The organism is Streptococcus respiraculi (genome assembly GCF_003595525.1).
GTDB classification, from domain to species: domain Bacteria; phylum Bacillota; class Bacilli; order Lactobacillales; family Streptococcaceae; genus Streptococcus; species Streptococcus respiraculi.
On sequence record NZ_CP022680.1, the window covers coordinates 1048930 to 1070201 of the forward strand.

At 41.5% G+C, this 21272-nt stretch carries 19 protein-coding genes; 17 read left to right on the forward strand and 2 right to left on the reverse strand.

Annotated features, from left to right (window positions below; translation table 11 throughout):
* The first annotated feature begins 413 nt into the window (after positions 1-413).
* From atpD to CHF41_RS05355, 11 genes are all read left to right on the forward strand, one after another.
* Positions 414-1820, forward strand: a complete 1407-nt coding sequence (gene atpD, locus CHF41_RS05305; RefSeq protein WP_119876313.1) for a F0F1 ATP synthase subunit beta — start codon at positions 414-416, stop codon at positions 1818-1820.
* A 9-nt stretch (positions 1821-1829) separates the two neighbouring features.
* The gene (locus tag CHF41_RS05310) at positions 1830-2246 is read left to right on the forward strand and encodes a F0F1 ATP synthase subunit epsilon (RefSeq protein WP_119876314.1); all 417 of its coding nucleotides are present in this window, start codon (positions 1830-1832) and stop codon (positions 2244-2246) included.
* 314 nt (positions 2247-2560) lie between these two features.
* Positions 2561-2791 carry a DUF1146 family protein gene (locus tag CHF41_RS05315; RefSeq protein ID WP_119876315.1) on the forward strand — a complete coding sequence of 77 codons (231 nt, stop codon included), beginning with the start codon at positions 2561-2563 and terminating at the stop codon, positions 2789-2791.
* A gap of 74 nt (positions 2792-2865) precedes the next feature.
* Complete coding sequence (murA, locus tag CHF41_RS05320) at positions 2866-4140, forward strand: UDP-N-acetylglucosamine 1-carboxyvinyltransferase (RefSeq protein ID WP_119876316.1); 1275 nt, start codon at positions 2866-2868, stop codon at positions 4138-4140.
* The gene (locus CHF41_RS05325; RefSeq protein ID WP_119876317.1) at positions 4141-4335 is read left to right on the forward strand and encodes a DNA-directed RNA polymerase subunit beta; all 195 of its coding nucleotides are present in this window, start codon (positions 4141-4143) and stop codon (positions 4333-4335) included.
* Positions 4336-4475: 140 nt separating this feature from the next.
* Positions 4476-5306 carry a DNA/RNA non-specific endonuclease gene (locus CHF41_RS05330; RefSeq protein ID WP_119876318.1) on the forward strand — a complete coding sequence of 277 codons (831 nt, stop codon included), beginning with the start codon at positions 4476-4478 and terminating at the stop codon, positions 5304-5306.
* An 8-nt stretch (positions 5307-5314) separates the two neighbouring features.
* Positions 5315-5779, forward strand: a complete 465-nt coding sequence (locus CHF41_RS05335; RefSeq protein ID WP_119876319.1) for a GNAT family N-acetyltransferase — start codon at positions 5315-5317, stop codon at positions 5777-5779.
* Between the two features lie 400 nt (positions 5780-6179).
* Positions 6180-7226, forward strand: a complete 1047-nt coding sequence (gene pheS / locus CHF41_RS05340) for a phenylalanine--tRNA ligase subunit alpha (RefSeq protein WP_119876320.1) — start codon at positions 6180-6182, stop codon at positions 7224-7226.
* 9 nt (positions 7227-7235) lie between these two features.
* Positions 7236-7754 (forward strand): GNAT family N-acetyltransferase, encoded by a 519-nt coding sequence (locus CHF41_RS05345; protein WP_119876321.1) that lies wholly within the window; start codon positions 7236-7238, stop codon positions 7752-7754.
* A gap of 9 nt (positions 7755-7763) precedes the next feature.
* Positions 7764-10166 (forward strand): phenylalanine--tRNA ligase subunit beta, encoded by a 2403-nt coding sequence (gene pheT / locus CHF41_RS05350; RefSeq protein ID WP_119876322.1) that lies wholly within the window; start codon positions 7764-7766, stop codon positions 10164-10166.
* 34 nt (positions 10167-10200) lie between these two features.
* Complete coding sequence (locus CHF41_RS05355) at positions 10201-10665, forward strand: cytidine deaminase family protein (RefSeq protein ID WP_119876323.1); 465 nt, start codon at positions 10201-10203, stop codon at positions 10663-10665.
* A 36-nt stretch (positions 10666-10701) separates the two neighbouring features.
* On the opposite strand, the gene CHF41_RS05360 is transcribed toward CHF41_RS05355, so the two are convergent.
* Complete coding sequence (locus tag CHF41_RS05360; protein WP_119876324.1) at positions 10702-11004, reverse strand: hypothetical protein; 303 nt, start codon at positions 11002-11004, stop codon at positions 10702-10704.
* A 645-nt stretch (positions 11005-11649) separates the two neighbouring features.
* Between CHF41_RS05360 and CHF41_RS05365 the strand changes: the two genes are divergently transcribed.
* The 6 genes from CHF41_RS05365 to CHF41_RS05390 all read left to right on the forward strand — a co-directional run bounded on the left by CHF41_RS05365 (position 11650) and on the right by CHF41_RS05390 (position 19890).
* A complete protein-coding gene (locus tag CHF41_RS05365; protein ID WP_119876325.1) occupies positions 11650-13620 on the forward strand; it encodes a G5 domain-containing protein in 1971 nt (656 codons plus the stop codon).
* A 766-nt stretch (positions 13621-14386) separates the two neighbouring features.
* On the forward strand, positions 14387-15655 hold the full coding sequence (locus tag CHF41_RS05370; RefSeq protein ID WP_119876326.1) for an ABC transporter permease: 1269 nt from the start codon (positions 14387-14389) through the stop codon (positions 15653-15655).
* A gap of 27 nt (positions 15656-15682) precedes the next feature.
* Positions 15683-17050 carry an ABC transporter permease gene (locus CHF41_RS05375; protein WP_119876327.1) on the forward strand — a complete coding sequence of 456 codons (1368 nt, stop codon included), beginning with the start codon at positions 15683-15685 and terminating at the stop codon, positions 17048-17050.
* Between the two features lie 10 nt (positions 17051-17060).
* On the forward strand, positions 17061-17684 hold the full coding sequence (locus CHF41_RS05380; RefSeq protein ID WP_119876328.1) for an ABC transporter ATP-binding protein: 624 nt from the start codon (positions 17061-17063) through the stop codon (positions 17682-17684).
* A gap of 197 nt (positions 17685-17881) precedes the next feature.
* Positions 17882-18535: a response regulator transcription factor gene (locus CHF41_RS05385; protein ID WP_119876329.1), complete on the forward strand. Its 654-nt coding sequence runs from the start codon at positions 17882-17884 to the stop codon at positions 18533-18535.
* A complete protein-coding gene (locus tag CHF41_RS05390) occupies positions 18535-19890 on the forward strand; it encodes a HAMP domain-containing sensor histidine kinase (protein WP_119876330.1) in 1356 nt (451 codons plus the stop codon). Before CHF41_RS05385 ends, CHF41_RS05390 begins: the two co-directional genes overlap by 1 nt.
* 168 nt (positions 19891-20058) lie before the next feature.
* On the opposite strand, the gene CHF41_RS05395 is transcribed toward CHF41_RS05390, so the two are convergent.
* The gene (locus tag CHF41_RS05395; RefSeq protein ID WP_119876331.1) at positions 20059-21207 is read right to left on the reverse strand and encodes a cobalamin-independent methionine synthase II family protein; all 1149 of its coding nucleotides are present in this window, start codon (positions 21205-21207) and stop codon (positions 20059-20061) included.
* Between the last annotated feature and the right edge of the window lie 65 nt (positions 21208-21272).

Sequence of the window (21272 nt, forward strand, 5' to 3'; positions counted from 1 at the left end):
GCTTCTTCGTCATGTTTCCTAATTTTCATTCGCTTTTTAAACGCCCTCGTATCTTGCGTAATTGAATTCGGGCTAAGCACTGTGTGAAAAAGATAAATCTTCCTAGAGTTTTCTAACTCTTCGTCAGATTTCCTATTTTCACTGTGTGCTTTAAACGCTCTCGTATCTTGCGTAATTGAATTCGGGCTACAACTCGCTGACAAAAAGATAAATCTCCTTGGTTGCAAGGCAACCTGCTTCGATTTCCTATTTTGTCTAGGAGTTGTTTGACGCCCTTGTATCTTGTGTAATTGAATTCGGGCTAAGCACTGTGTGAAAAAGATAAATCTTCCTAGAGTTTTCTAACTCTTCGTCAGATTTCCTATTTTCACTGTGTGCTTTAAACGCTCTCATATCTTAATAAAGGAGAAAAAATGAGTTCAGGCAAAATCACTCAGGTTGTTGGGCCGGTTGTCGATGTGGCATTTTCGGCTGATGATAAACTTCCTGAGATTAACAATGCACTTGTCGTTTATAAGAACGATGAATCAAAACAAAAAGTCGTGCTTGAAGTTGCTTTGGAGCTAGGAGATGGTGTCGTTCGGACCATTGCTATGGAATCTACAGACGGCTTGACTCGTGGAATGGAAGTGTTAGACACTGGACGTCCGATTTCTGTCCCAGTTGGGAAAGAAACGCTCGGTCGTGTCTTCAATGTTCTAGGGGATACCATTGACTTGGAAACACCATTTGACGAGATGGTAGAACGCCAGCCGATTCATAAAAAAGCTCCTACCTTTGATGAATTGTCAACTGCGACAGAAATTTTAGAAACAGGAATTAAGGTTATTGACCTTTTAGCTCCCTATTTGAAAGGTGGGAAGGTCGGTCTCTTTGGTGGTGCCGGGGTTGGTAAAACAGTTCTTATCCAAGAATTGATTCACAATATCGCTCAAGAACACGGTGGTATTTCGGTGTTTACGGGTGTTGGAGAACGGACTCGTGAAGGAAATGACCTTTACTGGGAGATGAAAGAATCAGGTGTTATTGAAAAGACAGCCATGGTCTTTGGTCAGATGAATGAGCCGCCAGGAGCGCGGATGCGGGTTGCCTTGACTGGCTTGACCATTGCAGAATATTTCCGCGATGTTGAAGGTCAGGACGTGCTTCTATTTATCGATAACATCTTCCGTTTCACACAGGCTGGTTCAGAAGTTTCTGCTCTTTTGGGACGTATGCCGTCAGCCGTAGGATACCAACCAACGCTAGCAACTGAAATGGGACAATTACAAGAGCGGATTACGTCAACCAAGAAAGGTTCGGTAACCTCTATCCAAGCGATTTACGTCCCAGCCGATGACTATACAGACCCAGCACCAGCAACTGCCTTTGCGCATTTGGATTCGACAACCAACTTGGAGCGGAAATTAACTCAGTTGGGGATTTACCCAGCCGTTGATCCACTTGCTTCTAGCTCTCGTGCCCTTGCACCTGAAGTTGTTGGAGAAAAGCATTATGCAGTAGCGATGGAAGTAAAACGTGTCTTGCAACGCTACCAAGAATTGCAAGATATCATTGCCATCTTGGGAATGGATGAATTGTCTGATGATGAAAAGACCTTGGTGGGCCGTGCGCGTCGGATTCAATTCTTCTTGTCACAAAACTTCAATGTTGCTGAGCAATTCACTGGTATGCCAGGTTCTTATGTACCTGTTGCAGAAACAGTACGTGGCTTTAAGGAAATCTTGGATGGTAAGCATGACAAGTTACCAGAAGATGCCTTCCGTAATGTTGGTTCCATTGATGATGTGATTGCTAAAGCAGCCAAAATGGGATTTTAGAGGTGTTTTATGGCACAAATGACCGTACAAATTGTAACGCCAGACGGTATTCGTTATGATCACCATGCGGCTTTCGTACTAGTTCGGACAACAGAAGGTGAGCTGGGAATTTATCCCGGTCACGTCGAGTTGATTGCCGTTTTGGCCATTGATGAAATTAAGGTGCGTCGAATTGACGATGAAAATCACGTAGACTGGATTGCGGTCAATGGTGGGATTATTGAAATCTCTAAAGATTTGATTACCATTGTTTCAGATTCGGCAGAACGATCGCGTGATATTGATGTCAGTCGTGCGGAACGTGCGAAACTGCGTGCGGAAAAAGAGCTTGAAGAAGCACAAAGCGCCCACAATATTGACATGGAAAAACGAGCAGCCATTGCCTTGCAACGGGCGATTAACCGTATCCGTGTTGGAAATAAATAAGAACCTGTATTCATAAGCGAAGTAGTTCTAATCGGAAGCTTATTTAACGATAATCAAGGTGCTTTTTAGCTCTTTGTCAACTGTAGTGGGTAGATGAAAAGCTAACATCTAAGAAATACTGACTGTATTTCGAAAAAAAGAAACGATGAGTAGCGTAAAATAAGCCCTGAATAGAGTTGCTGAGCTGTGAATACAGGCCTTAAGGGTAGTAGACTACTTAGATAAACGATAATCAAAAGAGGCGGGAATCCCAGTCTCTTTTTGCGTTTGTCTTTAAAACGCGAGATTTTTGAAATTTTTGGTATAATAGAGTTATGGTTTTATCATTATTAAATGTCTGTAGTCATCTTTTGTTTATCTATCTGGCGCATCATTTACTATTATCGGTAGTGGATTGGTCAAAATGGCTAAAAGGGACAGCAGAAAATCAGAAGAAAATTCAGCTCTTCATCGTGTTTTTAGCGATTGCCTTGGGATATATGGTCTCGGCTTTCTTTTTGGATATCTTATCCATTGGTCGAAACTTGTCAGAAGCCTTTCGCTAGGGTTATTGATGAGCCAACCTTAGGCTTGTTTTGAAAGAGAAGCCAATCAAAAAATCGAATGAAGGGAAGAAAAAATGGATCAAATTATTGTCAGAGGCGGAAAGACACGCTTGGAAGGTCAAGTCACGATTGAAGGGGCAAAAAATGCAGTATTGCCTCTCTTAGCCGCTACGATTTTAGCAAATGAAGGCCAGTCGCGCCTTTCCAATGTGCCGATTTTATCAGATGTATTTACCATGAATCATGTGGTAGCTGGCTTGGGGGCTCAGGTAGTTTTCCAGCAAGATGAAAATGAAATTGTCGTTGATGCTAGAGGTGAGCTTGGTAGCGAAGCACCCTATAAATATGTCAATCAAATGCGGGCTTCTATCGTTGTTTTAGGTCCAATCTTGGCGCGAAATGGCTATGCCAAGGTATCGATGCCTGGTGGTTGCACGATTGGCAGCCGTCCGATTGATTTGCACCTCAAAGGACTTGAGGCTATGGGGGCTAGGATTCACCAGCGGGCAGGTTATATTGAGGCGCGAGCAGACCGCTTGCAGGGAGCGCATTTCTACATGGATTTCCCGAGTGTGGGTGCGACCCAAAACTTGATGATGGCAGCGACCTTAGCTGAGGGTACAACCGTGATTGAAAATGCGGCGCGCGAGCCAGAAATTGTGGACTTGGCGATTTTCCTCAATAAAATGGGGGCCAAAGTTAAAGGTGCAGGTACAGAAACGATTACAATTAAGGGAGTTTCTGCTCTTCATGGTGCAGATCACCAAGTGGTTCAAGACCGTATCGAAGCAGGAACCTTTATGGTTGCAGCTGCTATGACCGGTGGCGATGTCTTAGTTAAAGATGCGATTTGGGAGCACAATCGTCCCTTGATTTCTAAAATGCAGGAAATGGGTGTTGATGTTAGGGAGGAAGACGAGGGGATTCGAGTTCGGTCATACGTGGAACAATTGAAACCTGTGACGGTAAAAACCTTGCCACATCCAGGTTTTCCGACCGATATGCAGGCTCAATTTACAGCTCTTATGGCGGTAGCAAAGGGTGAGTCAACCATGATTGAGACGGTCTTTGAGAATCGTTTCCAGCATTTGGAAGAATTGCGACGGATGGACTTACATTCAGATATTCTGCGTGACACAGCTATTATCACAGGGGGGACACCGCTTCAAGGTGCAGAAGTTATGTCAACAGACTTGAGAGCCAGTGCTGCTCTTATTCTGATAGGGCTAGTAGCAGAAGGTGTGACAACTGTTGGAAAATTAACACATTTGGATCGTGGGTATTACCGCTTCCATGAGAAATTGGCTGCTTTAGGGGCAGATATTGAACGCATTAATGGAGAAGAATAGATGGATCAGAAAGAAAATCTACGTTTTGTTGGCAATCAGATACTATTGATTCTTTTTGTCATTCTCCTGGCATTGATTCTTTTTGCAATTGGACTCATGGTTGGCTATGGTGTGATTGGAGATGGTAGCAATATTTGGGCTATTTTATCCCCCGAAAAATGGCAGGAATTGATTGGCAAATTTACAGGAAAGTAGCAATCGGGCAGTGACTGTAATGTTTTATGATGAGCTGGTTTCGTCCAGTCATTAGAATAGAAAACAGTTCAAGTTAAGAAGATGAGTAGGCTGAGTACGATGGTTCAGCCTCTTTCACTGTGGATTTTGTTAGGAGTAATATGGCAAGGAAAAAAACAAAAAAGCAGAGTATGAGTCTAGCTAGCCTAGTGATCACACTCTTACTGGTGGCTGGTGGTTATTTTTGGGCAGAAGAACCTTCGACCGTATCTCACCGACCAGTTACTAGAATAGAAACCGCTACATCTAGGCCATCAGAGGAGCTAGCACATTCCGTTTTGACGGACACGGTACGGGCTCAGTTGGGATCTGACCTTGTCTACAACGGAGCAGGTGCTTTCATTGTCAATGGCAATCAGACTGATCTGGACGCCTCTGTAGCGAGCGCTCCTTATGCAGATAATCGAACCAAGACTGCGCAGGGGAAACTGGTACCAACTGTCGCAAATGCTCTTTTAAGTAAGGCGACCCGTCAGTATCAAAAGCGGGAGGAGACAGGAAATGGCTCGACCAGCTGGAAACCGGCTGGCTGGCATCAAGTGAGAAATTTAGAAGGGGAATATAACCATGCCATTGACAGGGGGCACTTGTTAGCTTATTCCTTAGTTGGTGGGCTAAAAGGGTACGATGCTTCAACCAGTAACCCTAAAAATATAGCGGTCCAGACTGCGTGGTCCAACCAATCCAATCGCCCAGATGCGACAGGTCAAAATTATTTTGAAACACAGGTACGTAGAGCCTTAGATCAAAATAAGCGGGTACGGTATCGAGTGACATTGATCTATCAATCGCAGGAAGATTTAGTGCCAGTAGGAAGTCATTTGGAAGCGAAAGCAGGAGACGGCAGTCTGGAGTTTAATGTTTTTGTCCCAAATGTCCAGCAGGGCTTAGTTATTGATTATTATAGTGGGAAGATTCATCTTAACCAGTAGGAGATGTGATGATTGAGATTGAAGAAAAACTGCGCCTAAGGCGTGGTAAACCAAATGATAGCGAAGCTCTTACTTGGTATCAGGATCAAGAAGTGGTTTATCTTGTAGATGGAGTGAGGGAAAGCTACAGTCTTGAAAAATTACAGCGAATGTATGCTTACTTGGATCAGGTAGGTGAACTCTATACGATTGAAGTTCAAGAGGAAACGGGCTGGAAGGCAATTGGCGATGTCACCTTTTCACAGAATGATATACCAATTGTGATTGGGGATCCAGCCTACCGGGGACAAGGGCTTGGGAAAAAGATTGTTCAAGCTCTAGTCGCAGAGGCTAAAAAACGAGGCTATTCTGCACTACATGTCAGGGAAATCTATAAGGGGAACTACGCTTCCCAGAAATGTTTTACTGCTTGCGGATTTGAGATTCAAAGGGAGACAGAAAAAGGTTATTCGTATAGACGAGACTTGGGATAAGTCCTTGCCAAATCTTCCTAATTCTGCTAGAATGAAAGTAGTGCTCAGGGGAAATTAACAGCTTGTCTGCTGGTTTTCATGGGGTATAGTGGTTTCGTTTTGATTCAGTACTAGGCAAGGAGTCGCAGGTATAACTTAGGTTGGACAAGACGCGTTAACGCCGTAATAAATGAAAACGAAACGACTATCAAATTGAATAGAAGTCTGCAAGACTAGTACATCTAGGGAAACTGTCTAGGGAGATGAGCCGTGACTGGAAGCTCATTCAGTGAAAATAGGTCGAATTCACTTGCGTACGGACTTACAAATAAAGGTTTGCAATGCAGCAAATGAAAACGGATGGTACCGCGTGACAACGCTCCGATTGGGTGTGGTCATGCGTTTTTATTTTGGAGGAAATATGTCAACAATTGAACAACAATTAGCTGAATTAAGACAATCAACACTAGATGAATTGAAAAAGATTCGCTATGAAAATGCCAAGGAATTACAAGACTTACGGGTTGCCGTATTAGGGAAAAAAGGATCTTTGACAGACTTATTGAAAGGACTCAAGGATCTCTCAAATGATATGAAGCCGATTATTGGAAAACAGGTCAATGAAGTTCGTGATGTCTTGACCAAGGCTTTTGAAGAAACGGCAGTTCTTGTCGAAGCAGAAAAAATCAAGGCGCAATTAGCTCAAGAATCAATTGATGTAACCTTACCAGGACGAAGTGTCAAACAAGGCTATCGTCATGTCTTGACCCAAACGAGTGAAGAAATCGAAGATATTTTCTTAGGGATGGGCTTCCAGATTGTCGATGGTTTTGAAGTAGAAAAAGACTATTACAACTTTGAGCGGATGAACTTGCCAAAAGATCACCCAGCTCGTGATATGCAAGATACTTTCTATATTACTGAGGAAATTTTAATGCGGACCCACACCAGTCCTGTACAAGCACGGACCATGGACCAGCATGATTTTTCAAAGGGTGCTCTCAAAATGATTTCTCCAGGGCGTGTTTTCCGCCGCGATACAGATGATGCAACACACAGTCATCAATTCCACCAAATTGAGGGCTTGGTTGTTGGGAAAAATGTCTCAATGGGTGACTTAAAAGGTACACTTGAGATGATTATCAAAAAAATGTTTGGTGAGGATCGTCAGATTCGCTTACGTCCTTCGTATTTCCCATTTACCGAACCATCTGTTGAAGTCGATGTATCCTGCTTTAAGTGTGGCGGAGATGGCTGTAATGTCTGCAAAAAGACTGGTTGGATTGAGATTTTAGGGGCAGGAATGGTTCACCCACACGTGTTAGAAATGAGTGGCATTGATCCAACAGAATATTCTGGTTTTGCCTTTGGTTTAGGTCAAGAACGGATTGCCATGTTGCGCTATGGAATCAATGATATTCGTGGCTTCTACCAAGGGGATAGCCGTTTTGCTGAACAATTCAAGTAAGGTGTTTATATGATTAGTGTAGTTGAGAAAAAAGATCTACCCTTACTTCGTGAAATGGCCATGCAAACCTTTCGTGAAACCTTTGGTGCCTTTATCAAAGAAGCTGATTTGGAGTATTTTTATACCCATGATTTAGCACTTGAAACCTTGGAAAAAGAATGGGAAAATCCAGAATCAGCCCATTACTTTGTCCTTCATGAAGGGCAGCCAGTTGGATTTTTGAAGGTGAACTGGGGAGAGGCCCAGACCGAGCATGAACTAGAAGATGCGTTTGAAATTCAACGTTTGTATATTTTGCAGTCCCACCAAGGTTATGGTTTGGGAAAGGCCTTATTCGAATTTGCTCTTGAAAAGGCAGTAGCAGGTCAGTTTACCTGGGCTTGGCTAGGAGTTTGGGAGAAGAATTTTAAGGCACAAAATTTTTATTTCAAGTATGGATTTGAACGCTTTAGTGAGCATGAATATGTAACAGGAGATACGGTGGATATTGACTGGCTCTTGAAAAAGCGGATAAATGAAGAAAAATGAGGAAGTAAGATGTTAGTAAGTTACAAATGGTTAAAAGAATTAGTAAATATTGACGTGCCGAGTAAGGAATTGGCTGAAAAAATGTCAACAACGGGAATTGAGGTAGAAGGTGTGGCTTCTCCTGCAGCAGGTCTGTCAAAAATAGTGGTCGGCGAAGTCCTGTCTTGCGAAGATGTTCCAGAAACGCACCTTCACGTCTGCCAAGTGGATGTGGGTGAAGAAGCTCCTCGCCAAATCGTCTGTGGAGCACCGAATGTCCGTGCAGGTATCAAGGTCATGGTGGCTCTTCCTGGGGCACGTATTGCCGATAATTATAAGATAAAAAAAGGAAAAATCCGTGGCTTGGAATCGCTCGGCATGATTTGTTCTCTCGGAGAACTCGGTATTTCAGACTCGGTGGTGCCAAAAGAGTTTGCGGACGGGATTCAGATTTTGTCAGCAGATGCAGTTAACGGAGACGAAGTCTTTTCTTATCTTGATTTGGATGATGAAGTGATTGAACTATCTATCACGCCAAACCGTGCGGATGCCCTTTCCATGCGTGGAGTAGCCCATGAAGTTGCGGCAATCTATGATCAGGCTGTTCAGTTTAAGGATTTTCCCCTTGTAGAAGTAGAGAAAAAAGCGAGCGATGTGATTGAGGTAGCGATTGAATCTGAAAAGGTTGCAACCTATCGTGCGCGTGTGATTGAAAATGTGACAATCGCACCGAGTCCTCAGTGGTTGCAAAATCTCTTGATGAATGCAGGGATTCGCCCGATTAACAATGTGGTCGATGTGACCAACTATATCTTGCTCTATTTCGGACAACCTATGCACGCTTTTGACCTAGATAAATTTGAAAGCAAAACCATTGTGGCGCGTGATGCACGAGATGGGGAAAGCTTGGTGACCTTGGATGAAGTCGAGCGTGAATTAGTAGCAGATGATATTGTCATTTCCGTTGCTGATAAGGCGGTTGCCCTTGGTGGTGTCATGGGTGGCGTTGCAACTGAGATTGATCATCAATCGACAAATGTGGTGTTAGAAGCAGCACTTTTTGATGGAAAATCTATTCGGAAAACATCTGGTCGATTAAACCTACGATCTGAATCGTCTTCCCGTTTTGAAAAAGGGATCAACGTGGCTGATATTGCAGCGGCTATGGATACAGCAGCTAGTATGATTGCAGACTTAGCAGGTGGTCAGGTTCTTTCAGGTGTTGTGTCTGCAGGTGAGGTTGAGACCAGTCCAGTAGCTGTTTCTGCTAGTCTAGAGTATGTCAATCGTTCCTTGGGAACTAGTCTTGTCTATAGCGATATTGCTGATATCTTCCGTCGTTTGGGTATGGAAATTGCAGGTGATGAGGAAACCTTTACCGTTCAAGTGCCCCGTCGCCGTTGGGATATCCGTATTCCAGCAGACTTGGTTGAAGAAATTGCGCGGATTTATGGCTATGACAATCTTCCGACAACTCTGCCAAAAGAAGATGGAACAGCTGGTGAATTGACAAGGAGCCAAAAATTCCGCCGTCAGATACGTCAGGTTGCTGAGGGAGCTGGTTTGAGTGAAGTTATTACCTATGCACTGACGACTCCCGAAAAAGCAGTTGAATTTAGCTTGACACCAACAAATGTAACAGAATTGATGTGGCCAATGACAGTAGATCGTTCTGCTCTTCGTCAGAATATGATTTCAGGTATGCTAGAAACAGTAGCCTATAATGTAGCCCGTAGAAATAAAGACTTGGCCTTGTATGAAATCGGAAAAGTCTTTGAACAAACAGGTAATCCGGCAGAAGATTTACCACAAGAAATTACGAAATTTGCCTTTGCTTTGACAGGATTAGTAGCAGAAAAAGATTTCCAAACAGTAGCAGTGCCAGTAGATTTCTTCCATGCAAAAGGGGTATTAGAAGCCCTCTTTGCCAAGTATTCGCTTGAAGTCCATTATGTAGCAACTAGTAGCCTAGGGGCTCTTCACCCTGGACGGACAGCCCAGCTTGAGCTAGATGGTCAAGTGATTGGGTTTGTGGGGCAGGTGCATCCGCAGCTGGCGAAAGACTACGGTATTCCAGAAACCTATGTGGCAGAAGTTAATGTCGATGCGCTGGAAGCTGTGCTTCAACCAGCTAAGCCTTTTACAGACATTTCAAAATTCCCAGCAGTTAGTCGTGACATTGCCTTCTTGGTCGACCGTGAGACCCAGCACCAAGCAATTTTGGATGCTATTTCATCAGCCAATGTAAAGCGTCTGACCAAGGTGAGCCTCTTTGATATCTACACTGGAACTAACATTGAAGCTGGCAAAAAATCAATGGCTTATAACTTGACCTTCCAAAATCCGAGCGATAGCTTGACTGATGAGGAAGTGGCTAAGTATATGGAAAAAATTGCAAAAGCGCTCGAAGAAATCGGCGCGGAGATTCGCTAATCGTTGGCATTAGAGAGAACAAAAGGAGAGGAAAATGGACATTTGGACCAAACTATATGAAACGGCGCGAAATCAATACGCTCCAGTAGAAGTTACACCTTTTGTCTATGCCCACCATGTGGTGGCTGCTTTTGAAGCAGAAAATGGAGAGATTTTCACGGGCTTTTGTATGGAGGGAACAGCAGGCGTTTTTCATCTTTGTGCAGAGCGTGCAGCTGCCTTTAATATGTATCAATTGTCAGGCCAAACGACCATTAAGCGCATGCTTGCTTTTCGTGACAAGCCTCCGTATGGAGGTGGCTCAGGTATGCCCTGTGGTGCCTGTCGGGAATTTCTCATGCAGCTATCGTCTCAGAACAAAGACATGGAAATCATGCTCGACTATGAGACGCGTGAGACTGTGACTCTAAAAGACCTCATGCCTTACTGGTGGGGTGCAGAACGTTATCAAGCAGATGAAGTGGCAGATAGCAAATCAGACAACTCTCTGTTCAAATAAGCAAAAAACTTGGGAACTTCCCAAGTTTTTCTTGTATTAAAGTAAAAATAATTCAATCTTAATTTGCTCTGTGTCACCGTATTTGGCAAGGAGTTGTTCTGCGATGTCATCATAGAGGGTGTGGATGACGGCGATTTTTTCTGGAAATTGCTTGCCGATATAGTCGAACTTGCATTCAATGGTCAGAAATAACTCGTGAAAGAGCTCATTGATATGTTCTAACTGGGGAATCAATTCCTCATCGTCTTTTAGAAAATGAGGGGGCTCTGTGCGGTGTTCAGCAAAATCATCGATTTTCTTGACAGGAAAACAGCCGTATTCTAGGCAAAATTCGTACATGTCATACTCCATTCTTGGTTTCATATTTCATAAAAATCTGTATCGTTATTTGACTATACCATATTTACCAGTAGAACCCAACTAATCTGTTTCAGATTTCTTTAATGAAACTTCCAGTTTTCTTGTATGTTTTTCGATGACACTATTTCTATCAAGGACAAAGGAAGGGACACATGAAAACAAGAATTGTATAAAAGCAGTTTCGACAGAAAGAATCAAAGTATACCGTAGATAAGAGTACCTTTGCTCAATTACTAGCGTCTTAGTTAGCCTCCATAAGAAAGGTTCTAAAAAGAAATTCTTATAATCGCTTGCTTTTCTTCCCTCAGTAGAGATTGAGGATTTTTTTATGTTGATTTGTAGACCAAGTAAAGGCTTTCTACGTTTTGTCTGTAGGCGTTGAAGGTGTAGAGAAGCTTGTTTTTTAAAGGTTTTTGTTTTGCGGAAACCATCTCATTTTCTTCTATGTTTTGTTGAGGAAATAAAGAAAAAAGGAAAAATATTCATTTTTTTGAAAAAAACATTCGTTTTTTAGCGATAAGTTATGAAATTTGTATGTGTTTGCCACTACCTATTTTTTTCTATATAATGGGGGTAATCAGAGAACATACAAGCCGTGCTTGTATTGTATAGAAAGGTAGTCAAATGATGAAAAAACAATTATATGTTGCTGCTGCCGCAGTAGCCTTAGTATCCGTAACTCCTCATCTTGTACAAGCTGAACAAACAGCTCCCAATACAGGAATTCAACAGCAAGATGCTCAATTAAAAGCGGAGTTGACAAGTCTCTATCAGAAAATCAAGGAATTAAGCAATTATGAAGTAAGAGCAGACAAGAAGACATACTATCAGCAGCAAGTAGGAGCGGCTTATTATACAGCCTTAGCTAAAGGAGAAAATTCGACTGTGATTAAATTGCAGTTAGAAGCAGCAATAGGTAAAAATTTTGCGACCTTTAAGGCTGAGGTAGAGAAAGATTATACGGAGACTAGAAATAACTATGTCACCTCCTCAAAGAACCTATTGAATCCTGCAAGAGCTGAGAAACTAGAAAGTGCTGTTAAGGATACTACTAAGTCTCTTGATGCTATTCGTGCTTTATTTGAACGCTTATACGCTGAGTATGCAGCCGAGCTACAAGCTAATAAAGACCAAGCAAAATTGGCTGCGCCAAAGAAACAAGCCATTGATGAGATTTCTAAGATGAATGATCTGCCAAATGCTCTTAAAAATAAATACCGTACGATGGCTAATGAAGCAAAGACTGTAGAAGAGATTGAAGCAGCTAAAAAAGCAGCTAAGGAATATATCGCCAATCGTCAAAAGATTGAAGCGAAAAAAGCGGTAGCTAAAGAGACCATCACCAAAAAGGATTATTTAGAGCCAGATGAGCGCTCTAATTATTTAGAGCGACTAGAGCAAGCCGGAACAGAGACTGAGATTGACACTATACTAGCAGAAGCTGATCAGGCAGCAACAACCAATAAAGTCATCTATCAAAAGAGGGAGGCTATCAGTAAGGAGATTGATACCCTAGCTTATTTAAGCTCACAACAAAAGGCGGATTTCAAGAATCAATTAGAGGATTTGAAAACAGAGGCTGAACTAGCAGCTATTTTACTTGCAGCTAAAAAAGCTAATATCCAAGCTCTAAAAGACGAGGAAGAAGAGATTCTAAAAAAAGGTAAGGAGATGCTGAGGGCAATCAAACAGATGTCAGAATTGACAGATGAGAGCTTGTATAAGGGTCAGATGGAGATTTGGAAGGAAGTTGGTAATCTTGTAGGGGATTATATGCAATTTTTTGAAAAATTGGATTCTGAAAAAGATACCAACCTGACCAATAAAGAACTGCACATGCGGTATAATCGCTTGTATGATGGTATTCAATATACAGAAATGGAATACATTGCTCGTGATTTGAATCAGAAGCTTCAAAACTTTCCAGACAATCAGGAGTTGAGACAGTTGTTGAAAGAAATGTTCTATCCAACGTATGCGACTGTTGAAACAGGTAGTAAGACAGGCGGTTTTTCAGTCTTCTTCAATAGAGAGATTGCTCCACGTCAGAAGAAATTTCTTGATTTATATCGTTCATTATCAGGAATGCCATTGACACCCCTTGTTCCAGCGCAACCAATTCCCAAAGACGATTCAAAACAGTCAGAAGAACCAGGACTGACCACTCGTCAAGAAACGCATGAAGAAGCTGTTCCATTCCAAACCATTACGCGAGAAAATCCAGAGTTACCAAAGGGCGAGCAACGGATTGTGACAGAAGGCGAAGCAGGTGTTCGAACCATTGTCGAAGAAGTAATCATGCGTGGTAATCAACTGGTATCACGTAAGGTTGTTTCAGATATGGTGACAAAACCCGCGGTGAACAAAGTAGTGGAAATTGGTACAAAAGAAGTTAGTAAGAAGTCAGGTAAAGCATCAAATAAAAAAGACGATAATGGCAAAATGCCTAGTACCAAACAGACGCAAAAGCTAGCAGGTAACGGTAAAGTTAGACGGAGTTTACCAAAGACCAATGCAGTACCAAGTATCCTATCTTTTATCGGAGTAGGTTTAGCTGGATTAGCTGGCCTGTTTGCTAAAAATCGTAAAAAATAAGCACTTTCTCACTCAAACGTAAGAGGCAGAACATGATTTCTGTCTCTTATTTTATTTAGATTGTTTGCGGCACTAAATTGCTATACTCATTGAAATTCGAGAATAACCAACTTATCCACTATTTGCAACCTTGACAAGGTTAAGATAGTGATTATATCAGGTTGGAAATACAGTAAGCCGAAGGTGTTTTACTATAGGATACTTTTGCAGTAGTGGTATCATTCGAGGCTGGATAAAAAGTACCAAAACTGCTCATTTTTATAGTTTGATTAGCTTAGCGTAGTAGTTGTTTGGTTGGTAAAACGTTGATAAATCAACATTCTATAAGCCTAGTCGATCTTGCAGAAGTGGGACTACAAAATCGCTTTCTATGAAATCACGATTTTTGTCCCACTCCCGAATAACGGAAATGTTGAGACCTTAGACTCAATATTGCTTCAACAGTCCAGTGGACTGTTGAAGGTCGGAAATACAAGGTTGCTTGCGTCCGCACTATCTAATAAAGTATCGAAAAATACGAATGTTGATAGTAATAGGGTATTAGGTTAATCGCAATCAAAACACAGATAAAAGATAGATGACCGTTAGAGAAAGAAGATAGGTGTTTGCTATACTGAGATTAGGATAAAAAATGGATAAGAAGATGATAGATTGAGCTAATGTTAAGTGGATTTAATCCTGCCCCCGCTTATTTCTTTTGCCATTTTCATCATATAGTGTAAGAATTGAACCTATTTTGGACTGCTTAAATCAGAAAGGAGAAGAGATGAATTCCTTTACTCGTGCGAAATTGTATCTCAAACGTCATCCAGTTAAAACAGCTATTTTAACCGCATTTCTTTTATTTATTAGTATTGCCCTAAGCCTACTGATTGGCCTCAATACCTCACTAACTCAAGATAGTAAGCGTTTATTAGATAGTCAACTACACCAATCTCTTGTGACAAGATTGAGGGATGTTCCGGCTGCACAAGTGAATCCTGCTAGCCGAGCCTATTTTGAAGATGTTGTGTCTGAAAATCATCTGAACGCCCATCATCTAATTTCAGAAGAAGTGACGATTGGAGAGACTGAATCTGAACAAACGAGGGTTTATAGCTTAGTCAATCAAGACTTCTTTGAAAAAAGTCAGTTATTCAATAAGGAATTGGTACTGGAAGCAGGAGCTTTTTTAAATGAAAAGAGCAGTGATGCGGCTCTCATTAGTCGCAATCTTGCTGATCGCTATCATCTTGCTGTGGGAGATACTATTTCAATCCAATCCTCAATTGGTCAAAAGTCCACGTTACGAATTACGGGCATATTTAAGACTAATCGTTCTCCCTTTGCGAATAGAGAAAGCGATACACTTGAACATACTATTTTAACGACAAGAAAGACTCTTGAGCAATTGAATCCTCAGTATAGCTACCATACCAGTATTTATCATGCTAACCATGAAGCCGATATGACACAGGCTAGAGCTTGCCTGCAGGCGGGATCTGAACTAAAAGACTACCAATTAACACAAAATTCTAGTGTTCAAACGCTTTTAAAGACTTTGAATAGTCAACAACGCCTTTTCAAATGGATCTTATGGGGGACCATTGTACTCAGTCATCTTGTTCTACTTTTTTTCCTTCATCTGTGGATGAAAGGTCGGCAATTGGAGATTGGGGTTTTGCAATCACTGGGTAAGAGCCGGATGGAAATTCTGCTCCAGTACATACTAGAAGTGCTGATTCTTGCAAGTATCACCTTAGCGATTGGATTAGTGGTGACAAGCATCTTCCTACCTCAATTAAGAGAAGTCTTGCTAAGCGATATGCTGAAAACAAGTTATGAGAATGCGGACAATGGTGAATGGTTACCGGCTGTTTTCTTGGCCAACCATCACTATGTAAAAGATTTACTTTCTCGTCCGATCCATCTTGCTTCTCTTGATATTCTGCTCATTATTGGTAGTGTATTAGGCTTGTCTGTAGGAGCAGTACTTGTCTCTTGTTTGTCACTGCTTCATTATTCACCTAAAAAAATATTTACAATGATGTCATAAGTTACATCAAGATACAAAGGAGAAATCATGTCATTTATTACGAGAGCATTATATTATGTACGACGAAAAATAGTTAGAAATCTGGTTACCTTTTTCCTATTTGCCACAGTTGCTAGCTTCTTAGTGGCGGTCATGGCCCTATCTAAGTCTATGTCAGGAAAGATTATCGAAAAAAATAATATTGCCCAAACAGTTACCCTATCGGCTAGCAACATTTTTGTTGGAGACGGATATGGATCAGGAGAATTATCTGAAAAAGCGCTTCAAGAAATTAGCCACCATCCAGATGTAGAGAGTTTTGTCTCATCCGTTTCTTCCTTTGCTAGTTTAGAAAATGCAAAACCTGTTCCTATTGGGACACGCGAAGGGGATTATCGTCCTGGAAATCTTGCAACAGTTGTCAATGTTGAGGGAATTTCGACCAGTGAGAAAGATAACCGTTTTACAACCGGCATGCTCAGTCTTGTCAGTGGTCGGCATATCACTGCAGGAGACAAGCATAAGGTGATTGTCCATGAAGATTTTGCCAAGCATAACCATTTAAAAGTAGGCGATCAGTTGACACTTGGTCGTGACCCGATTCGCTATATTGGGACAGATAAGACACCGATTCAAGCAGAAATCATTGGGATTTTCAAAGGAAAAACCTTCAATAGGCCCAACTATAGTGATGAACTAGTCTCCAATACCCTCTTATCCGATACGACATTGGCTAGCGAATTATTTGGTTTTGAAACAGGAAAAACGCTCTATAGTGAAGCGACCTATACCTTGAAAAAATCTGCAGATACCAAGGCTTTCATAGCCAATGTTAAACAGACAGTTGATACAGTTAACTGGCAAAATTATCAATTAACCGAGCAAAATCCTGCTCTAAAATCCTATAATCGGAGTATTGTCCTCTTGCAAAAAACGGTCAAACGGCTCTTAATTGGGACAATTATCACAAGTGCTATCGTACTCATCTTGCTCTTGATTTTTAATAGTCAAAGCCGTTTACGTGAATCGGGTGTGCTCCTAGCACTTGGTCGTTCAAAATGGGATATTATGGCCCAGCACATCCTTGAAAACATTCTCTTAGCTCTTCCGGCTTTTGCGGTTGCTAGTCTTTTAGGACAAGGAATGGGTCAATTGTTTGCTAACCAGACGGTGGACTCTGTTGCGAAAACAGTACGTGCGGACATTTTGAAACAGCTAGGAGGCTATAGTCTTGGTGCAGATAGTCAAACGGACTTGATTATGCAAACAGTTAAGCATTTCCAAGTTCAGTTTACACCAGCAGAATTGTCTCGGATGTTGGTCGTATGCGCTGGCTTGATTATCGTCGGAATTGTCATTGCAAGCATACCGCTGATATCCTACAAGCCAAAAGATATTTTAACGAAGATTTCATAAGGAGAAGAGTATGTTAGCGATTAAAGATTTATCGTATACCTATGCGAGTATTAGTAAACAATCCGTTTTTCAAAATTTGAATTACCAATTTGAGGAAGGAACTTTTTATTCTATTGTCGGCCATTCAGGAACTGGAAAGACCACCTTGTTATCGCTGTTAGCAGGTCTAGATAAGCCAACTTCAGGTCAGGTCTTGCTAGATGGTCAAGATGTCAGGGAAATTGGCTATCAAGCCTATCGGAGAAACCATGTATCCTTAGTTTTTCAAAATTACAATTTACTGGACTATCTCACGCCTTTGGAAAATATTCGCTTGGTCAATAAAAAAGCTGATTCTCAGGTCCTGCTCGATTTGGGCTTATCTCAAGAGCAGATTCATCGGAATATCTTACAACTATCAGGTGGACAGCAACAACGGGTAGCTATTGCACGTTCTTTGGTTTCAAGTGCCAATGTCATGCTGCTAGATGAGCCAACTGGTAATTTGGATGAAGATATTGCAATCGATATTGTAGAACATCTAAAAACCATTGCTCATGAAGAGAAAAAATGTGTTATTATGGTGACCCATAGTAAAGCTCTGGCCAATATGGCAGACGTGCAGTTGACCTTGCGAAACGGTCAGTTTCGCTGATAGAAGTTTTAAAAAGAAAAGAGCAGGCTGAATGGGAATAAACGATTCGGCCGCTTTTGTATAAGAAATGTCAAAAAAACTATCTGTACTTTGTCTGTTTTTTGAGTCATGAACAGAAAGTTTCTTGAAACTAGTGTATAATTAAAGCGGGAACTTTTTTTCAAAAAAACCATTAGAGTAGGAAAAGGAGAAAGGGAATGTACAAAATTTTAGTGGTTGAAGACGATGCAACCATCAACCAAGTCATTTGTGAATTTTTAAAAGAACATGGGTATCAAGTAGAGGCAGCAGTAGATGGCAAAGAAGCGTTGAATTATTTTGCACAAGACAGCTTTGACTTGATTCTCCTAGATATTATGCTACCGACCGTCAGTGGGCTAGATGTTTTGAAAGAAATTCGGAAGACTTCTCAGGTTCCAGTGATGATGTTGACAGCTCTTGATGATGAATATACCCAGCTTGTCAGCTTCAACCACTTAATCAGTGATTATGTGACTAAACCGTTTTCACCTCTGATTTTGATGAAGCGAATTGAAAATATTTTACGCAGTTCCATCACCTATTCTGAAATTATCATCGATGATTTACGCGTATCCTTAGAAGATTGTACTGTCTATTGGAAAGGGGAGAAAATGTCCCCGACAAAGACAGAGTATGAATTGATCGAAACCCTTGCCAAACGCAAGTACCACCTTGTGACCAGAGAGCAATTGATGGATGTTATCTGGGGCTATAGCGAATTAGATACGCGGGTTCTGGATAACCACATCAAAAATATTCGTAAGAAGATACCAGGTATTCCTTTGGTGACGATTACTGGTATGGGCTATCAGTTGGGGAGAGATAACTAGTGAAAATCGCTAAAAAACACTTTCTCTTGACGAGTGGGATGGTCTTTATTGTCGTAGCGACTTTACTGACAACTTTGTATTTTGTCATGCCGATTTACTACCAATCAGTGAAAACAGCAGAAGTAACGCAGGAATTTAGCCAAGTTTCCCAAAGCATTCAAGGGAAATCTGAAGAGGAAATCGAGGCTCTTCTCACCTATTACGATAAAAAGAATCTGCGCATGTGGTATGCTTTGACGGATGCGACAGGAAAACTCTACTATCCAAAGATAGAAGCCTCAGATGAGGGGGTAGCAGTTCAGGTCAGCCCCTTTATTGCAGCAGATAATGAGCGGGCCCAATTAAAAGAAGTCATCACAGATGCGGACGGTCAAAGTTATACTTTAGAAGGCGAATATTCTCTACAACCCGTTTCGGATGCCAGTCAGGTGCTGTTTGAGTTATCACCTTATTTATTGCTCTTTTCTCTATGTCTAGGAATCGTTCTTTCCTTTATCTATAGTCGAATTTCGACCAAACGCCTCAAACAGATTTCTGCGACAACTCGAAAAATGGTGAGCCTATCTCCAGATGTTTTTTGTCAAGTAAATGGAAACGATGAAATTGCCGATTTAGCGCAAGATGTTAATACGCTTTACGAGAGTCTTTTGCGTAATATGGAAGCCTTACGGCTGGAAAACGAGAAAACTGCAGAAAGTGAGCGAAGTAAGGCAGAATTTTTACGGATGACCTCGCATGAACTTAAGACACCGATTGCAGGTATGCTTGGTATTGTCGATGGGATGATTTATGGAATTGGTGATTTTAAGGATCGAGACAAGTACCTCAAAAAATGTCGTGAAATGCTGGAAGAGCAGTCCCAGCTTGTCCAATCGATTTTAGCAATTTCCAAGTTAGAAATGCAAAATGTAGAAGAACAAACCAGTGTCTTTTCCTTATCAGATGTCCTAGATGAGCAGGTTGAATTTTACTATACCTTGGCTACCGTACAGGGCTATCGATTTGTCGCAAAGATTTCACCAGTAGAGATAGAAGGAAATCAAACTTATCTACTTAAGGCAATCAAGAATATTTTAGACAATGCCTTTCATTATACAAAAGCTGGTGGAGACATTCGTTTATCCGTAGACCAAGATCAGTTAATCATTGAAAATGAGGCGGAAAAAATCTTAAGTGAGGAGCAAATCAAACAGATTTTTCAACCCTTTTATCGACCGGATTACAGTCGTAGTCGCAAGGACGGTGGAACGGGCCTAGGTCTCTTTATTGTGCAACAGATTTTAGATCAGCACCAGTTGGCCTATCGTTTTGAAGCGATTGACGAGAAGCGGATGCGGTTCAGTATTTTCTTTTAGAGGACAGAAGAAAAGCATAGAAACAGGTAGGTCTCTATGCTTTTCGCATGTTATAGGGAATTGAATAAAGGTTAGGAGATCGTTAAGTCGCTTTGCTGGACGCCAGCTCTATCTGTAGCTCCTTGCTTTGTCCTATTCCTTTTTCAATCCACTATATATAGGGGGATTTTAATTTGCCCAGAATTTTTCTGCAATCTCTTGGCCTTGTTTGATTTTAGCCCATTGTTCAACAGCAGACAATTCATTTCCGGAATCGCATGAGGCGAAGCCACATTGGTGAGAAAGGAAGAGACGCTCTTTTGGAATGATTTGACTAGCTTGCTCGAGTAATTGGTAGACACGTTCTTCATCATCTAGGGTGTTTGTCTTACTAGAGAGGAGGCCTAAGACGATTTCAGCTTTGGAATCTTTGAGGCTTTCCAGGGCTTTTAAATCTCCAGCACGCTCATCATCCCATTCAAGGAAGAAGCGGTCATAGTGTTGGTCACGGAGGAATTTCTGCGCGATAGCTTCATAGGTACCACCAGCTGCATGACGGCTTTCGTAGTTTCCTCGGCAGTTGTGAGTCCAAACTGTCAAGCCAAGTTCATGGGCGAAGTCGACTACCTCATTATTGAGAGCGACAAAGGAATCTGCCAAATCAGACAGAGCAGCATTGCCGTCCGCAAAAAAGCTAGCTGGGTTGTTTTCATCAAATAATTCCCAGAGACAGTCATCGAATTGGATAATCTTACCACCAGCAGTCTTGTAATCTTCAAGAAATTCTTTATAAGCCTTGACAACTCCAGCCTGTAATGCCTCTGCTGTTGGGTAAATCTGCCCTTCTCCATATAGGCGGTCAAAGACAGAGAGTTCAGTGAAGGCATGGGCAGGTCCCCAAACGGTTAGTTTTGTTGCAGTATCTCCTGCTTCAGCTTGCACCAGTTTATAAATGTCAATAAAATGGTGGTTTTTTCCAGATAATTCTTCCGTAATGCGAATACCAATATCCTTACGTGTTTCAAAATGTCCACCGTCATGATCCTTAAAGGTATAACCATGCTCTGCGATATAGCGCTCGATACCTTTGAAACCCCAGATAAAGTCAAGATGCCACATTGATTTTGAATATTCACCATCTGTCACAATATCAATGCCATTTTCCTTTTGTTCAGCGATAATTGCTTTGATATCCTTCGTTTCTGTTTCTTGGTAGCCTGGAAAATCTTGATAGAAAGGATAGTTGATGTCATCACGGTGCTCGATTTGAGTCTTGTAGTCCCGTAAATCAGCTGGACGTAGGAGTGAGCCTACGAGTTGAAATCTTGATCTTGTCATGTTCGTTTCTCCATTTCTCGTTGATGTTTTTATTCTATCGAAAGTAGGCGAAAATGGAAAATAGT

What these genes read in the sequence shown, in the direction of transcription:
- CHF41_RS05325 (WP_119876317.1), top strand. Translation starts at nt 4,141, where the DNA reads ATGGATCAGAAAGAAAATCTACGTTTTGTTGGCAATCAGATACTATTG.
- CHF41_RS05360 (WP_119876324.1), bottom strand. Translation starts at nt 11,004, where the DNA reads ATGTACGAATTTTGCCTAGAATACGGCTGTTTTCCTGTCAAGAAAATC.
- CHF41_RS05365 (WP_119876325.1), top strand. Translation starts at nt 11,650, where the DNA reads ATGATGAAAAAACAATTATATGTTGCTGCTGCCGCAGTAGCCTTAGTA.
- CHF41_RS05355 (WP_119876323.1), top strand. Translation starts at nt 10,201, where the DNA reads ATGGACATTTGGACCAAACTATATGAAACGGCGCGAAATCAATACGCT.
- pheS (WP_119876320.1), top strand. Translation starts at nt 6,180, where the DNA reads ATGTCAACAATTGAACAACAATTAGCTGAATTAAGACAATCAACACTA.
- atpD (WP_119876313.1), top strand. Translation starts at nt 414, where the DNA reads ATGAGTTCAGGCAAAATCACTCAGGTTGTTGGGCCGGTTGTCGATGTG.
- murA (WP_119876316.1), top strand. Translation starts at nt 2,866, where the DNA reads ATGGATCAAATTATTGTCAGAGGCGGAAAGACACGCTTGGAAGGTCAA.
- CHF41_RS05380 (WP_119876328.1), top strand. Translation starts at nt 17,061, where the DNA reads ATGTTAGCGATTAAAGATTTATCGTATACCTATGCGAGTATTAGTAAA.
- CHF41_RS05395 (WP_119876331.1), bottom strand. Translation starts at nt 21,207, where the DNA reads ATGACAAGATCAAGATTTCAACTCGTAGGCTCACTCCTACGTCCAGCT.
- CHF41_RS05375 (WP_119876327.1), top strand. Translation starts at nt 15,683, where the DNA reads ATGTCATTTATTACGAGAGCATTATATTATGTACGACGAAAAATAGTT.
- pheT (WP_119876322.1), top strand. Translation starts at nt 7,764, where the DNA reads ATGTTAGTAAGTTACAAATGGTTAAAAGAATTAGTAAATATTGACGTG.
- CHF41_RS05345 (WP_119876321.1), top strand. Translation starts at nt 7,236, where the DNA reads ATGATTAGTGTAGTTGAGAAAAAAGATCTACCCTTACTTCGTGAAATG.
- CHF41_RS05310 (WP_119876314.1), top strand. Translation starts at nt 1,830, where the DNA reads ATGGCACAAATGACCGTACAAATTGTAACGCCAGACGGTATTCGTTAT.
- CHF41_RS05385 (WP_119876329.1), top strand. Translation starts at nt 17,882, where the DNA reads ATGTACAAAATTTTAGTGGTTGAAGACGATGCAACCATCAACCAAGTC.
- CHF41_RS05370 (WP_119876326.1), top strand. Translation starts at nt 14,387, where the DNA reads ATGAATTCCTTTACTCGTGCGAAATTGTATCTCAAACGTCATCCAGTT.
- CHF41_RS05315 (WP_119876315.1), top strand. Translation starts at nt 2,561, where the DNA reads ATGGTTTTATCATTATTAAATGTCTGTAGTCATCTTTTGTTTATCTAT.
- CHF41_RS05330 (WP_119876318.1), top strand. Translation starts at nt 4,476, where the DNA reads ATGGCAAGGAAAAAAACAAAAAAGCAGAGTATGAGTCTAGCTAGCCTA.
- CHF41_RS05335 (WP_119876319.1), top strand. Translation starts at nt 5,315, where the DNA reads ATGATTGAGATTGAAGAAAAACTGCGCCTAAGGCGTGGTAAACCAAAT.